We start from the raw sequence: 14301 nt of genomic DNA, 5'->3' as shown, positions 1-14301 counted from the left end.
TATTATTTGGCAACAAAGCGTAAATGGAGGATGGATACATATGGAACAAACCGTATACCCGGAACGATGGAATTTGGATAGCCTTTACGCCGGCGGATCAAAATCAGCGGCCTTTGCGTCCGAGCTTGCCGGAATGGAAACGGATATTGATGCGGTAACAAAGCAATTGAAGCAGGCTTCTTCGGTACAAGATGCACCTTCAAAGGAGGAGCTAAGTTCATGGACGGCGCAAATTCAATCCGTGCTCATTCGTTTGCGGCAGACGGAGTCGTTTGTTTCCTGCTTACTGGCCCAGCAGATGAAGGATACGGCGGCGATTGAACTAAATGACAAGGTGAAGACGATAGCGGCCAAGTTCAATAGCGCCCTGACCTTATTTGATGAACAGCTTATGCAGGCGGCGGACGGGGCTTGGGAAGAATGGCTGCAAACTGAAGAGGCCAGCCCTGTTGCCTTCGTGCTGCGCGAACGCCGCGCGACGGCAAAGGAGAAGCTGGCTCCGGCAATGGAGGCGCTGGCGGGCGAATTGGCTGTTGACGGCTACCATGGGTGGGGAGATTTTTATAACACGATTGTATCGCGGACGCGGTTTCGCTGGACAGCGGAAGATGGTACAGAGCAGCTGCTGTCGGCAGGGCAGATGCATAATAAGCTATCTGACGGCAACCGTGAGGTGCGCGCGGCTGCTTTTGCCGAATGGGAGCGGGAATGGGGCGAGCAAGCCGAGCTGTGTGCGGAAGTGTTGAATCGGCTGGCAGGCTTCCGGCTCAAATGGTATGAAAAGCGCGGCTGGCCATCGGTAATGAAAGAACCGCTGCAGATGAACCGCATGAGTGAAGCTACGCTGGCGGCGATGTGGAAGGCGGTTGAGGAGGGCAAGCCGGCGCTTGTCCGCTATTTGGAGCGGAAAGCGCAGCTGCTTGGAGTGGAGAAGCTCGATTGGCACGACGTAGAGGCGCCGATTGGCACGGCAGCCAGCACTGTCCCCTACAGCGAAGGCGCTGCGTTTATTATGGAGCAGTTCCGGAGGTTCAGCGCGAAGCTGGCCGATTTTTCAGCTGTTGCCTTCCGGGATGGCTGGATTGAAGCGGAAGATCGCCCGGGCAAGCGCCCCGGCGGGTTTTGCACAGCGTTTCCGCTTAGCAATCAAACGCGAATCTTTATGACCTATTCTGGAACGGCATCGAATGTGTCGACGCTTGCTCATGAGCTCGGCCATGCTTATCATCAGCATGTAATGGACGGAATGCCGCCTTTTGCCCAGGAGTATGCCATGAACGTGGCGGAGACAGCTTCTACATTCGCCGAATTGATCGTGTCCGATTCAGCTATGGTGGCGGCAGCCGATCCGCAGGAAAGGCTGGTGCTGCTGGAAGATAAGCTGCAGCGTTCCACTGCCTTTTTTATGAATATTCATGCCCGCTATTTGTTCGAGCGGCGCTTCTATGAGCAGCGGAGAAACGGCATGGTCGATCATGAGCAATTGTGCAAGCTGATGGAGGAGGCGCAGCGAGAGGCGTTTTGCGGGGTGCTTGGGGATATTCACCCCCATTTCTGGGCATCCAAGCTTCACTTTTATTTGACGGATGTGCCGTTCTATAATTTCCCGTATACGTTCGGCTTTTTGTTCAGCAGCGGCATTTATGCGATTGCCAAACGGGAGGGGGCGGGTTTTTCCGAACGTTATGATGCGCTGCTGCGGGATACAGGCATAATGACTGTCGAGGAGTTGGCGGAAAAGCATTTGGGCGTGCGGCTGGATGAACCGGAGTTTTGGCGCGGTGCTGTAGCGTTAATGGCAGAGGATGTCGAGGTCTTTTTGCAGATGACTGATAAATAATGAACCCGTACAGGAATGGAGAATACCATAAGTGGGCAAAGATTAGACTATGCCAGCTTATGGTTTCATTCTGAAGGGAGCATTTTTTTGATGATGGAACGCACGTTTGTTATGGTTAAGCCTGACGGTGTCCGGCGCGGAGTGATCGGAGCCGTCATCGCCCGTTTTGAACAAAAAGGGTTTGCGCTGCAGACTATTCGTTTGATGGAGATAGAACGTTCAATGGCTGAACAGCATTATGGCGAGCTTCGCGATAAGCCGTTTTTTGGGGAATTGGTCGACTATTTGACATCCGGCCAAGTGTGCGCAATGGTGTGGAAAGGCGATCATGCCATTGCCAACGCCAGATCATTGATCGGCAAAACGAATCCGGCCGAAGCGCCGCCCGGTACAATTCGCGGCGATTTCGCCATGGACGTGTCCGCTAATATTGTTCATGGCTCGGATTCGCCGGAAAGCGCCGCGCGCGAGATTGCTCTATTTTTTGGCTCGGAGCTGATGCCAAGTATAGTGCAGCCGCCTTTCCGGCAAGAGCGTCTTGCTACTGAAATTCAGACATTGCATTAAATGGGCTTGACGTTCGAGGCAGGGTATGGTAAATTGTGGACAAAGATTACGGAAGCACCGTAAACTGTGCAACGATTGTTGCGTGGTTTGCGGTGCTTTTTTGTTGATTTTATAGAATTTATAAGTTCACTCGATAAATTCTATAAAATTTCAGGGGAAGAAACTTGCCTGGCGCCAAGGACGGCGTCAGCCGTTTCTTCGCATGGATGCGAGCGACCGGGAGGATGGTAACAATGCATAAGCTGCAGTTAATTGTAGCGGTTAAGGAAGCGTCATACATTACTCGTCTTGCGGATTATATTCAGTCAGTGGCCTTCGGCAAGCAGTGGCAGCTGACAGCATTTACCCAGGTAAGCGCATTGCGCCAATTTATGAAGGCTGGCTATCCTGTTGACTTGCTAGCCGCCCAGCCTGCGATTTTGGAGGAACTGGACAATACTGTTCCGGCACAGCTCCCGATTGTAGCGCTGCTTGCTCCAGGAGCTCGAACCGCAATGGAGAGGGGGTGGATTGAGGTGCAGCAATTTCAGCCGTTGCCTCAACTGCTGCACGAACTGGCTGCGGCGTTTACGGCTAATGCAGATGGCGGGGGGCTTGCTGCCTATCGAAGTAAAGGGAAAGCGCAGGTGATCGGGGTGTATTCGGCTGCAGGGGGAATCGGCAAATCTGCACTTGCCTTGCAGCTAGCCAGACAAGCCGGGTGGATGGAGCGCCGCGTATTTTATTTGAATTTGGAGAGATGGAACGCTTCAGCGCTGTGGTGCGGGGAAGGAGGCGGCGAGGATTTCTCCCAGCTGCTGTACACGATTCAGGCCCATCCTGATAAAGCTGCAAAAATGCTCGCCAAGCTGCGCAGACGGCATACGGAGTTGAAGCTGGACTATATTGCCCCTTGCCGGAATACAGAGGAGCGCCTGGCGATGACGGGGAGCGATGCCCGGCAGCTTGTTGCCGCAATTGCACAATCCGGATTATATGACCTCGTTATCGTTGATATGGATTGCGGGACAGACGATGTGCACGAGGCGGTGCTTGCTGCAGCTGATCAAATCCTGTGGCTGTTGTCCCGCGACTCGGTGACCTTGCTTAAAACAGCATTAGCAATGGATTCTTGGGAGAAGAAACAGGGAGAAGCGTTTAAGGAGCAATGGCGGAAATTTCGCTTTATCGCCATGTTTACAGCGAATGTTGACGGAATGAAACTTGGCGGCAAAAGTATCCGGATAGACGGGGCAATACCTTTTGTGGCGGAATTGGCCGATGGCAGAGGAGAGCAAGGAGAAGGCGGGCTGGCGGCTTATAAGGGGCTGCTGAATGGATTGCTCTGCCGGTTAACGGGCAGGGAGAAGGAGGGAATGACGGTTGCAGGAGAAGCTTGTGCAGCAGCTCAAGGCGAGCATTCGCGAGCAGCTGGATTTAGATAGCGCCATGTCCGACGAAGACTTTATGACTTGCATCGAGCAGAAAGTGTTCCAATGGAGCCTTGAACATCCGCTGACAGCCGGCGAGAAGGTTAAGCTGGTGAGGCGGCTGTATCATGCTTTCCGCGGATTGGATATTTTACAGCCGCTGCTCGAAGACGATACGGTGACAGAAATTATGGTGAACAGCCATGACGAGATTTTTGTTGAGCGCACAGGCCGAATGAGCAAGCTCGAGCTGGCCTTCGAAAATCGAGAGCGGCTGGAGGATCTGATTCAGGCGATCGTTGCCAGCGTCAACAGGGTGGTCAATGAATCAATGCCGATTGTTGACGCCAGGCTGCTGGATGGTTCCCGCGTTCATATTGTCCTACCGCCAATAGCGCTGAAGGGACCTGCGATGACAATTCGCAAATTTCCGGTCAAGCCGTTGCTGATGGAGGATCTGATTGCGCGCGGAGCGTTGTCTCAGGAGGCCGCTCATTTGCTGCGACGGCTTGTCGAGGCAAAATACAATATCTTTATTAGCGGCGGTACCGGCTCAGGCAAGACGACGTTTCTGAACGCATTGTCGCAATTCATACCGCAGGATGAACGGCTCGTAACAATCGAGGATTCGGCAGAACTGCAAATACGCTCTATCCCCAATCTGGTTTCACTGGAAACGCGGAATGCAAATACGGAGGGGAAAGGCGAGATTACTATCCGCAGCCTGATCCGCGCTTCGCTGCGGATGCGGCCAAGCAGAATTATTGTAGGGGAAGTCCGCGGGGCGGAGGCGCTCGATATGCTGCAGGCGATGAATACCGGTCATGACGGCAGTCTTTCTACCGGCCATGGAAACAGTGCCCGAGATATGATGGCCAGATTGGAAACGATGGTGCTTAGTGCCGCCGATTTGCCTGTCGTCGTCGTGCGGCAGCAGATCGGCTCGGCGATTGATATCGTCGTTCATTTATCGAGGCTGAGGGACAGATCGCGCCGCGTGACGGAGATTGCAGCGATGCAGGGGGTTGTCGAAGGGGTAATTGTACTTACTCCATTATACCAGTTCGAAGAATGGGGGGAGGAGGAAGGGCGTGTGCTGGGCAGTTTGCGTTCAACGGGCAATGAGCTGACGCGAAAATGGAAGCTGCAAATGGCCGGCATAAGCTTGGCTGAGGAGGAGGAAGCCTCGTGAAAATGAGTTCCCGCGCAGCTTTGCTGGAATGGCTCGGCTATCCGCCGCGGCAGCTGGAAGCCAGACAAACGGCTGCATTGCCGCACTATACTTCCTGCCTGTTGACACAGCGCCAGTTTATGCTTGCCTTTGCTTTTGGCTATGTCATTTTGTTCACTGCAAGTTATCTTTTCTATCATTCACTCGCGGCAGCGATGGTGCTTGCCTTGGGCGGTATGATAACGCCGAGACTCTATCGCGCTTCATTAATCAAACGGCAGCGCCTGTCGCTTACTCTTCAATTTAAGGAGGCGCTGCACTCCATCACTTCATCGCTGGCAGCGGGCCGCTCGGTAGAGAACGCCTTCGCAGCTGCATTGGATGATTTGCAACTGCTTTATCCGGACCCGCGCACGGCTATATTGCTTGAGCTGGAGATTATCCGCACACGCCTGTCGTACGGGGAATCGCTGGAGCAGTCGCTGACTGATTTCGGCAGAAGAGCTTCCGTAGAGGAGATTACACAATTTGTTGATGTATTTGTCACTTGCAAAAGAACGGGCGGAGATTTGGTGGAGGTGATTAGACGAACTTCACAAACAATAGGAGAAAAGCTCGATGTACAGCAGGAGATTGCGGTGCTGCTTGCACAGAAGCGGTTCGAGGCTCGTATTATGATGGCTGTGCCTTTTGTATTTTTAGCCTTTCTGGGTCTTAGCGCCCCTGACTATATGGAACCGTTATATAGCAGCGGCATCGGATATCTGGTGCTTACAGCGGCGCTGATTTTATTGGCCGGCTGTTACTGGCTGATGCATAAAGTGATGAATATTCGAGTCTAGGGGGTGAAGGGTGAGCGGCCTATGGCAATTGTTGCGAGTGTTGTACTAACAGCAATATGGGTAGCGGCGGCAGTATCGTGCTCGCGGCAAGCGAACGCGGTACAGTCTCATGGCGGGAGGGATATGCGGCAGCGAGCGGAGGAATGGCGCTGGATCACTTTGCCGTTTCGTTACTTGCTGGAGCGCGGGAAGGTGTGGGATAAGCTGCAGCCCTTTCTGGCGGAGATTCATGGCAAGCTGTTGATACTAAACGGCTCGTCCTGGTCCATTGAAGCTACAAGACAATATATTTCAACAGCGGTGGGTTATGGCTATGCGGCTTTATGGGGAGGAGGCCTTCTTTCTCTGCTAAGCGGCGAAAATGGGGTGCTGTATATGGGCGTACTTATCGGAATTATCGTTCCGCTGGCGCGTTTGCGGGAGGTAAGCCGAAAGGTGGAGCGGCGCAAGCAAGATATTTTGTTGCTGCTTCCAGATTTGCTCAGCAAGCTGCTTCTGCTGCTGGGCGCGGGTGAAACCGTGCAACGGGCGCTTATCCGCTGTATGACGCAAACAGAGGGGGCTGATCCTGCGGATCCAAACAGTACTCCTCACCCATTGGTGGTGGAAATGCGCCGAATGAATGAAGCACTGCGCAACGGCGAGTCGTTTGCAGCGGCGATTGAAAGCTTCAGCCGGCGCTGTGCCGTGCAGGAGGTGTCCTTGTTTACGACAACATTGCTGCTGAATTACCGTAGAGGCGGTGATAAGCTGGCACTTTCACTGAAGGAGCTGGTTTATACATTATGGGAAAAACGGAAGGCGATTGCCCGGACCCGGGGGGAAGAAGCTTCTTCGAAGCTGGTCTTTCCGCTGGTTGGCATATTTATTGTTTTGATGGTTGTAGTAGCGTCGCCTGCAATGCTTTTGATGGCCGGCTAACGCAGCCGGTGTTTATTATGCAGCGGGTCCTAATAGTCAAAAAAATAAGCAATGGAGGAGCGGTTTGCGATGAAAAATTGGATGAAGCCTGTGCGTCAGCTTTGGAAGGCCGAGGAAGGAATCGGAACTTTGGAAATTATTTTAATTATCGCTGTCATCATTATTTTGGCGATTTTATTCAAGGATTGGATTTTGACGCTGTTAAAAAGATTGATGGGCAAAGCGGATGAACAAGCGGATAAAATTTTTAAATAAATCTCTTGATCGCTGGCCGCTAAAGGGGGAGGAGGGCAGCTTCACGATCGAAGCCTCGCTAGTATTTCCGCTCTTGTTCATTGTTCTGCTGCTCATGCTGCTGTTCGGCATGTACATGTACCAAAAAACGACGCTTTATTATGTTGCGGCTGTTGCTGCAGAACGGACCGCATTTCGTTGGGACAACAGCTATCGCGATGCCCACAGCGCTATGGCGCCGCTTGGCAAATATGACAGTCTTTATTGGCGTTTGAGTAGTGACGGTGCTATACAATCATTATTTTTTGATCAGGAGGACAAGGAGCAGCGTTTCACGATTCCAATTGGCTCGGCAGGCCATGATCCGGCTGACGATGCACTGGCAGCGCGCAAGATGAGGCAAATTGCCGCGCGAATTCCAGCTTCTTATGAAGGGAGCATGAAATATTCATTCGGCTTTTTTATGAAAGAAGTGGCGGTTGAGCTGCAGAACCCATTGTCCGTACGTTCGCTGGAGGCGTTGGGACAGGGAGGCAAGCTGGAAACGGGCAGCAGGGCTGTCGTAGTTGATCCTGCAGAGTTTATTCGCAATGTCGATCTTGTCCGCTACTACAGCGCTAAGCTCAAGCAGATGGGTAACGGAGCAAAGAAATATCGCAAGCGGGCAGCAGAGATCCTGAATAAACAGCAAGTCTCCAATCCGAAGGGAGAGGGAGCGGGATGAGGCTTAGGCGCGGCGGGATAACAAGGCTGATGTTCAATGATGAGGGAGCGGTATCTATTTACTTGACCGTTTCAACGGCCGCAATATTTTTATTTGTATCCATGTTGATCGATTATGCCAGGATCGCAGCTCTCCAGAAGCAGGTTGAGCTGTCTGCATACTCCGGGCTTCGTTCGGCATTATCCGCCTTCGATGGCGAATTATACAGTCGTTATGCGTTGTTTGGCGCGGGAGGATCGGATCGCAATGAGCTATTCAAGCAAGCTGTGCATGACAAGCGGAGATCGGCGGATGCTGATCAGGCTTTCAGTATTGTGCGGATGAACTACGAGCATTCTCATGTACAGCCTTACGAGACGCTTGGGTGGCATGATGTATTTATGCGTCAGGTGCTAGAGGAAATGAAGTATAAGGCGCCGATTGATTTCACGATTGAGGTGGCAGCGAAGTTTGCACCCGTCGCATCGGCGATGAAGGAAGCGTCTGCAGCTGTCAATACGCTGGAAAAAATCCGCAAAGTATATGACAAGCGCGAGCAAAGCCTTAGCAAGGTGCTGGGCTGGCAGCAGGAGGCGGCTAAGGCGACGGGCAAATCGGCGGCGCTTATTCCGTTTCGTGTGCAGGATGCGATGTCGGGGGAGAGTGCGGCCTCAATCGCCGGAGGCTATGCGGCATATAGGGAATGGGTTGCCCATGACGCCAATCCCGGCAAGGATGAGCAGCCTCTCTATAGTCAGCTAATCTTTAACTATGAACAGTCTGCCCGAAAAATATCATCCGAACTGCAAAGAAGCGCTGAAGGCGCCTTACAGCGCCATCGTGAGCTGGAGGCAAAAATTGCGGCAGAGCTGGAACGGGCGGAGATGTATAACGAGCAGATGAGGGAGATCATTCATGAGCTGAGATCCGAACAGGCGGGAGGAGGCTTTGACCGGGTCAGCGGCCAGAATATACCGGGAGGCAGTCCGGATGCATTGTCGGCAGATGATGCCGCGCAAATTCGGCAAGCAGCTCAGTCGGCGGAACAGCTGTTGCTGCCTGCAGGGTGGTTTGCCACATACAGCGAGGAATGGCAGGCTCAAGTGAAAGATACAGCTTCCTACAGCTCCGAGGCGGCAGGATTCCAGAATGGCATTAATGCTGCGCTAGGCGGGTACGGCTCCGAGGCGCTGCTTGTTCAGCGCGCAGCGCAGCTGCGCATCGCTTATGAGCAGTATGACCGGCAATATGCCAATAATGGGACAGTCATAGGCAGGCGTGTGCAGGAGAGGGAAGCGCGTATTAGCCATGATGAGGAGCGCAAGCGGCAGGAGAAAAAGGCGAAATCCAAATGGGGCGAAGTGCGGGCAATACTGCATAATATTACGAGTATCCCGCAGCTAGAGGAGCATCAGCAGATGTTTGACGCTGTGCAGAACCGCTTTACGGATAACTTGAGGTTTAATCAGCTGTCTGATGAAGCCGCACAGCGGACTGACAATGCTGAAGAACCGGGAGATGCCGCGGGCGAAGCGATAGCCTCGATGGGAAAGATGTTTGATGGCATGGCGGACATGCTTGCAGGAGCCCGCGACCGGCTATATACAAATGAATATGTAATTCAGCGCTTCACAACGTTTGATCCGCGAAAACTGGGAGCTGTCCTGCAAAATAAAGATAGTGCCGAATTTAGCCATGCGCTTAGTCTAAATAATCAGGAGGCTGAGTATATCTTATACGGCTTTCACTCGCCCTCTGCCAATATTGCGGCTGCCTACGGAGAGTTATTCGCTGTACGACTGGCGATTCGCACGATGGAAGGGCTCATCGAATGCCAAAAAATGGGCCATCCATTGCTTATATTGGCCGGGGCGCTGGTATACGGGCTGGAACAGGCGCTGGCAGATTTGCTGTCTCTGGTACATACAGGATCAACGCCGCTTTCCAAATATGCAAAGATCAACATTACTTATCAGGAATATCTTCGTTTGTTTCTATTGCTGCACGGCAGCGGCGGCAGCCAGCGCATATCGCGGATCATTGCGGTCATTGAGCATAATACCGGTATGAATCTGACTGCTGTAGAGACTGGTTTAAGTGCCGAAGTGACCGCTTCAATTAAGCTTTGGTTTGTACCAGGCCTTATTCGTGCGGCGGCCGGCTTCGGATTATTAAGCGGGAAGGTGACCGGCAATCGTTATGAGGCGACAAGAACAATCGGATTGTCATACAGCTAGCCGCCGTTGGCGAAGGGAAGCAGGAAGCATTGTAGTAGAAGCGGCATTAATATTGCCGATTGTAATGCTTGTCATCATCTTTTTTATTTCGATGATTCGCTTAACGACTGTACAAATGGCACTGCATGGCGCCGCTTCCCAAGTAGTTCGGCAAACTGCATCACATATGTACCCCGTGGCGCTTGCGGCAGGCAAGGTGCATAAGAGTGGAGTTTCTAATGCATCGTCGCTGCCTCTGCCTGGAGTTGATGCTATAGCAGAAGCGCTTGAACGATGGATGCCTGAGCCGGCCGGTCCGCTTTTCGCAGCTGCGCTTCAAGGGGATTGGCAGGAGATTGGCAGTATAACGGCAGCGGAAGCGGGGCGTGTCGTATTGGAGCCGCTGCTGCGTCGTTCTGCCGACGATCAGGTGCTCGATCCGGAGCGGCTCAAGCTGCACAGGCTAACGCTCCCGGATTTGCCGGGGCACAGCGATGCTTATGTGCGGATAGAAGTAGAATATACGTTTCCGCTTGCGCTGCCCTTTACGCGGTCGGAGATTCTGCTTCGCGAGCAGGCAGAAGAACGTGTATGGCTGGAGGATACGGTACCCGCGAAGCGAGGCGGGGGACTAGAGCAGGGGGATGGAACTCCGCTGCAGATTGTATCGCTTGTTCCCGATCCGCTTCGGCCAGGCAGGAAGGCCATCCTGGTGCTGCGGACAACACCAGGACAGAAAGTATCACTGGCTGTTCAGTACAAAAGCGGGACGAGCAAAGCCAAGCATTTGGGAGAAACGGTTGCTGACGAGCATGGCTACGCGGAATGGAGCTGGCTCGTATCCGGCAACACAACGCCTGGAATATGGGAGCTGCTAATTACTGCTGAAAACGGAGCTTCAGTCGGAAGACATTTTGTAGTGGAGAAGCTTGCCGAAAAGTAAGGAGGTTTAACGGATGCTGACGACAGTATGTGCGGCTGTTATACTCGCTTATGCTTTAATCACAGATTTGCGAACGATGCTTATACCGAATAAGCTGACGCTCCCAGCTTTGCTGGCGGGTCTGCTCTATCATCTGGCAATAGACGGTATAGCTGGAGGAGGCCAGGCGCTGCTGGGCGCGATTGCAGGAGCGGGGCCGCTGCTGATTGTTTATATGCTGGGAGGCATTGGGGCTGGAGATGTTAAGCTTTTTGCCGCTTTAGGAGCGTGGATGGGAGCGGCCTGGATTTTAGAGATGCTGATGTATGCCATTTTATATGCCGGAGCAGTAGGGCTAGCGCTGCTGGCGATGAGAGGCAGGTTTGCCCGGCGTTTTATCTCCTGGATGCTGATGCTGTTTATACCTTCAAGGTGGAGCGATAAATTGGGGCAAATGAAGCAGCTGTCATTATCCGGGCTGAAGTTTCCTTTTATGATTGCTGCCGTGCCTGGGGCTGTTACAGTGTGGATGATGGCCGGCAGCTAATTCATCCATCTTGATGAAGGGGGGAAAGGCATGAGAGCTCTGCGAATCGATTTTGCTGTCCGCCGTGGGCATGAGATGGTGATCGAGCAAGAAGAAGGGATAATGCGCTCTGAGCTGGATGAAATTGAACTTCATATGCTTCAAGCTCAACAAATTACAGGTCTGCTGCCAGTAGAATGGCTTGATATTGACGGGAATGTGCGGTTTTACTATCATCTGGCCGGCAGGCGGATGCTATCCAGCTGGCTGCGGACAAATCCGCTGAAGATGACTGATTTTTATGCTCTACTGCTGGCTGTTGTTGAAATCTTGCATGCCTGCAAACATTATATGCTGCAGCCGGAAGGATTTATTTTGCAAGAGCAAACGATTTATATCGGGGAGAGAATTGAGGATATTTCACTAACTTATTTACCCTTGCATAATAAAGAGCTGCATGGCAGAGAGAATGTGGCCTCTGCTTTGCAAAATTTGATCGTGCAGTGGATAAGCTATGTAGACACTCCGGACGGCAGGGGCCTGCAAACGATTATTCGCCAGCTGCATGGGAAGGAGAACCCATGGGAGCAGCTACGTCAAACACTAGTGGGCCTTAGCGGGAGAAGTGCCGAAAACAGTGCTGAAAGCAGTGCTGCGCAGTTGTACAAACAGACCAATGCGGATGAAGCGCGACCTCCTGTTCCTAAGCCGCTATTAGACGAGTCGCGTTCTTCATTGCTGGACTCATTCATGAATGACGGTTACCGACCAGGCGAAGAGGCAATGTCGCAGCTCCTGATGGAGGAATTAAGAGATAGTCCATTAATGGCGCAAAAGCGGCCGGTGGAGCGCAAGTCTATTTATTTACTGTTAGGATACGTGATTGCGGTGGCAGTTATTTGGCGTTTTACATATATGGAGCATACAGCAGACCATATGCTGCTTATTAGTGCAGGACTTACATTGCTTGCGACTGCCGCGCTGCTTCTGTTTTGGAAAAAGGCCAAATTAGCCGATCTGGCGGAACAGGTGCAGGAGAGCAATGCCGAGATCGTGCAAGGAGTGCCGTTGCAAGGTGAAGGAGTGGAAAGGGAGCGGCAGTCTGAGCCGCGTTTTGCTGTGTATCATCATCACTATAGCGGATTTGAGGAGAAAGGAGGAGCTCCAATTGTTGCTGCCGGGAAATCAAGGGAGGAAGCGGTTCCGCCGCCTGCCGATGATGCCACAGTCTTGCTTGCAGATTCAACGGACAGTACAAGCATAAGGCCGGAAATGGATGGCAATGCGACGCCATGGCTCGAAAGGGAAGAAAAGGGCAAGCATGAGCGGATTGAGATGAATGGCAAACTATTTGTAATCGGGCGTTCTGAGGATAGCGCGCAATATGTAGATCATGCTTCCGGCGTTTCGCGCGCCCATCTGGAGCTGTTATATGAAAACAAGGAATGGCTGGCTAAGGATATAGGCTCGCGGAATGGCAGCTCACTCAATGGAGAAGCGATGATCCCCTACAAGCAATACCGGTTGCAAAATGGAGATATTGTTCAGCTTGCAGGGGAGAATGGTCCGAAATATGCTTTCCGGGCAGGGTAACGGGCTATGATTTGGCAGGTGATCCAACCAGATCCTTAGCCGCTGCGGCAAGAGTGGGATAAAGAAAATGAAAGCCATGCTTCACAGCTTGATTAGGCAAGGCCTGTTGTCCTTCCAACAGTAAGACGGACATTTCGCCAAATAATAGCTTCATAGCAAATGCTGGAACCGGTATCCAGTGTGGACGTCCCATAGCTTTTCCGATCGTTTTTCCGAATTCTTCATTAGTGACAGGCTCAGGCGAACTGGCATTGACCGGACCTTGAATGTCTTTGTTATCTATACAAAACATAATAAGACAAACGATATCCTCGATATGAATCCATGATAACCACTGGCGTCCGCTGCCGACCCTGCCTCCGGCAAATAAGCGATAAGGGAGCGCCATTAATGGGAAGGCGCCGCCGTTATTGCCCAGCACTACGCTGATTCGCAGCTTGATCAATCGCGAAGCCTGAATGCGGTCCGCTGCATCTTCCCATTGCTCAACTACAGTCCCGAGAAAGTCAGTCAGTCGGTGCGGGCTGCTCTCATCAACCGCAGCATTGTCTGAAGCGCCATAGATCGAAATGCCGGAAGCATTAATAACGACTTCCGGTTTTCGCCTCAGCCGGTCTACGAGAGCGGCAATACTTGCGGCGGCATCCAGCCGCGATTGCAAAATACGTTGTTTGGCGGCGGCGGTCCAGCGCTGATTAATGGACTCACCGGCCAAATTTACGATTGCATCTACCCCTTCCAGCATGCTGGGGTCCTGCTCCAGTTCTTTCCATGTTACTGCATGCTGCAAACCGGCATGTATCGACTTGTTTGCCGCTGAACGTGAAATTAGTGTTACACGGTCTCCGCGTTGTATTAAAGCCTCGATCAGATTGCGGCCGACAAAGCCGGTTCCTCCTGTTACTGCGATATGCATTTTTGCATCCCTCCCGAATACTTAATAATGGGAAAAGCCAATGATATCTGATGGGTTACTGCCTGGTTTGAACTCTTGCTGCTGCGGACATAAAAATAACCCAGCTGCTGCAGGATTCAACAACCGGGCATTTTTACTTTATGTATTGCCTTGCCGGACGGTGGCGGGGCAGGGACGATGAGGCTAAGTGAGGCGCAATGTTGCACAGAATACAACATTTGAACCAGGATTCTGCCGTATTCCCCAAAATGTTGCGCGTTCTGCAACAATCATCTTCGGTTAGCACGATCCGAGGAGCTGATTGTTGCATTTAGTACAGGCCTGTTGATTATCCAATATTTAGGGTCGCATTTTCAAGAAACTGGTAAGCAAAACTAGCCATTCCGATGGTAATTTGTCCAGCTCAAATAACCGATCAAATTCGGCAAAAGTTAACTTCGC

At 52.1% G+C, this 14301-nt stretch carries 13 protein-coding genes; 12 read left to right on the top strand and 1 reads right to left on the bottom strand.

The genetic code is table 11. The features are described from left to right. Positions 1-40 precede the first annotated feature (40 nt). From ACFQ0N_RS36370 to ACFQ0N_RS36315, 12 genes are all read left to right on the top strand, one after another. Positions 41-1840, top strand: a complete 1800-nt coding sequence (locus ACFQ0N_RS36370; RefSeq protein WP_379335072.1) for a M3 family oligoendopeptidase — start codon at positions 41-43, stop codon at positions 1838-1840. A 93-nt stretch (positions 1841-1933) separates the two neighbouring features. Further along, complete coding sequence (gene ndk / locus ACFQ0N_RS36365; RefSeq protein ID WP_379335149.1) at positions 1934-2407, top strand: nucleoside-diphosphate kinase; 474 nt, start codon at positions 1934-1936, stop codon at positions 2405-2407. A 233-nt stretch (positions 2408-2640) separates the two neighbouring features. Continuing rightward, on the top strand, positions 2641-3831 hold the full coding sequence (locus ACFQ0N_RS36360; RefSeq protein WP_379335070.1) for a P-loop NTPase family protein: 1191 nt from the start codon (positions 2641-2643) through the stop codon (positions 3829-3831). Further along, a complete protein-coding gene (locus ACFQ0N_RS36355; protein WP_379335068.1) occupies positions 3770-5008 on the top strand; it encodes a TadA family conjugal transfer-associated ATPase in 1239 nt (412 codons plus the stop codon). Before ACFQ0N_RS36360 ends, ACFQ0N_RS36355 begins: the two co-directional genes overlap by 62 nt. Positions 5009-5010: 2 nt before the next feature. Next, on the top strand, positions 5011-5829 hold the full coding sequence (locus ACFQ0N_RS36350) for a type II secretion system F family protein (RefSeq protein ID WP_379335147.1): 819 nt from the start codon (positions 5011-5013) through the stop codon (positions 5827-5829). 21 nt (positions 5830-5850) lie between these two features. Continuing rightward, positions 5851-6750: a type II secretion system F family protein gene (locus ACFQ0N_RS36345; RefSeq protein ID WP_379335066.1), complete on the top strand. Its 900-nt coding sequence runs from the start codon at positions 5851-5853 to the stop codon at positions 6748-6750. A gap of 69 nt (positions 6751-6819) precedes the next feature. Next, positions 6820-7005 (top strand): Flp1 family type IVb pilin, encoded by a 186-nt coding sequence (locus ACFQ0N_RS36340; RefSeq protein ID WP_379335064.1) that lies wholly within the window; start codon positions 6820-6822, stop codon positions 7003-7005. Then, complete coding sequence (locus ACFQ0N_RS36335; RefSeq protein ID WP_379335062.1) at positions 6977-7708, top strand: TadE/TadG family type IV pilus assembly protein; 732 nt, start codon at positions 6977-6979, stop codon at positions 7706-7708. The genes ACFQ0N_RS36340 and ACFQ0N_RS36335 overlap by 29 nt, the downstream gene beginning before the upstream one ends. Beyond that, positions 7705-9924 carry a hypothetical protein gene (locus ACFQ0N_RS36330; RefSeq protein WP_379335060.1) on the top strand — a complete coding sequence of 740 codons (2220 nt, stop codon included), beginning with the start codon at positions 7705-7707 and terminating at the stop codon, positions 9922-9924. Before ACFQ0N_RS36335 ends, ACFQ0N_RS36330 begins: the two co-directional genes overlap by 4 nt. Then, on the top strand, positions 9887-10846 hold the full coding sequence (locus tag ACFQ0N_RS36325; RefSeq protein ID WP_379335058.1) for a TadE/TadG family type IV pilus assembly protein: 960 nt from the start codon (positions 9887-9889) through the stop codon (positions 10844-10846). Before ACFQ0N_RS36330 ends, ACFQ0N_RS36325 begins: the two co-directional genes overlap by 38 nt. A gap of 13 nt (positions 10847-10859) precedes the next feature. Next, entirely contained in the window at positions 10860-11372 is a 513-nt protein-coding gene (locus tag ACFQ0N_RS36320; RefSeq protein ID WP_379335056.1) for a prepilin peptidase, read from the top strand. Between the two features lie 30 nt (positions 11373-11402). Further along, entirely contained in the window at positions 11403-12944 is a 1542-nt protein-coding gene (locus ACFQ0N_RS36315; RefSeq protein WP_379335054.1) for a DUF6382 and FHA domain-containing protein, read from the top strand. A gap of 4 nt (positions 12945-12948) precedes the next feature. Here the strand turns inward: ACFQ0N_RS36315 and ACFQ0N_RS36310 are convergent, their stop codons facing one another. Further along, a complete protein-coding gene (locus tag ACFQ0N_RS36310; RefSeq protein ID WP_379335052.1) occupies positions 12949-13860 on the bottom strand; it encodes a TIGR01777 family oxidoreductase in 912 nt (303 codons plus the stop codon). Between the last annotated feature and the right edge of the window lie 441 nt (positions 13861-14301).

This window comes from Paenibacillus sp. GCM10027626 (assembly GCF_042676285.1).
In the GTDB taxonomy this organism is placed as follows: Bacteria; Bacillota; Bacilli; order Paenibacillales; family Paenibacillaceae; genus Paenibacillus_Z.
Note: the sequence above shows the minus strand (reverse complement) of the source record. Positions and strands in the feature narration are given on the sequence as shown.

Coding starts and splice junctions, on each gene's coding strand:
- ACFQ0N_RS36370 (WP_379335072.1), top strand. CDS start 41: ATGGAACAAACCGTATACCCGGAACGATGGAATTTGGATAGCCTTTAC.
- ndk (WP_379335149.1), top strand. CDS start 1,934: ATGGAACGCACGTTTGTTATGGTTAAGCCTGACGGTGTCCGGCGCGGA.
- ACFQ0N_RS36360 (WP_379335070.1), top strand. CDS start 2,641: ATGCATAAGCTGCAGTTAATTGTAGCGGTTAAGGAAGCGTCATACATT.
- ACFQ0N_RS36350 (WP_379335147.1), top strand. CDS start 5,011: ATGAGTTCCCGCGCAGCTTTGCTGGAATGGCTCGGCTATCCGCCGCGG.
- ACFQ0N_RS36345 (WP_379335066.1), top strand. CDS start 5,851: ATGGCAATTGTTGCGAGTGTTGTACTAACAGCAATATGGGTAGCGGCG.
- ACFQ0N_RS36340 (WP_379335064.1), top strand. CDS start 6,820: ATGAAAAATTGGATGAAGCCTGTGCGTCAGCTTTGGAAGGCCGAGGAA.
- ACFQ0N_RS36335 (WP_379335062.1), top strand. CDS start 6,977: ATGAACAAGCGGATAAAATTTTTAAATAAATCTCTTGATCGCTGGCCG.
- ACFQ0N_RS36330 (WP_379335060.1), top strand. CDS start 7,705: ATGAGGCTTAGGCGCGGCGGGATAACAAGGCTGATGTTCAATGATGAG.
- ACFQ0N_RS36325 (WP_379335058.1), top strand. CDS start 9,887: ATGAGGCGACAAGAACAATCGGATTGTCATACAGCTAGCCGCCGTTGG.
- ACFQ0N_RS36320 (WP_379335056.1), top strand. CDS start 10,860: ATGCTGACGACAGTATGTGCGGCTGTTATACTCGCTTATGCTTTAATC.
- ACFQ0N_RS36315 (WP_379335054.1), top strand. CDS start 11,403: ATGAGAGCTCTGCGAATCGATTTTGCTGTCCGCCGTGGGCATGAGATG.
- ACFQ0N_RS36310 (WP_379335052.1), bottom strand. CDS start 13,860: ATGCATATCGCAGTAACAGGAGGAACCGGCTTTGTCGGCCGCAATCTG.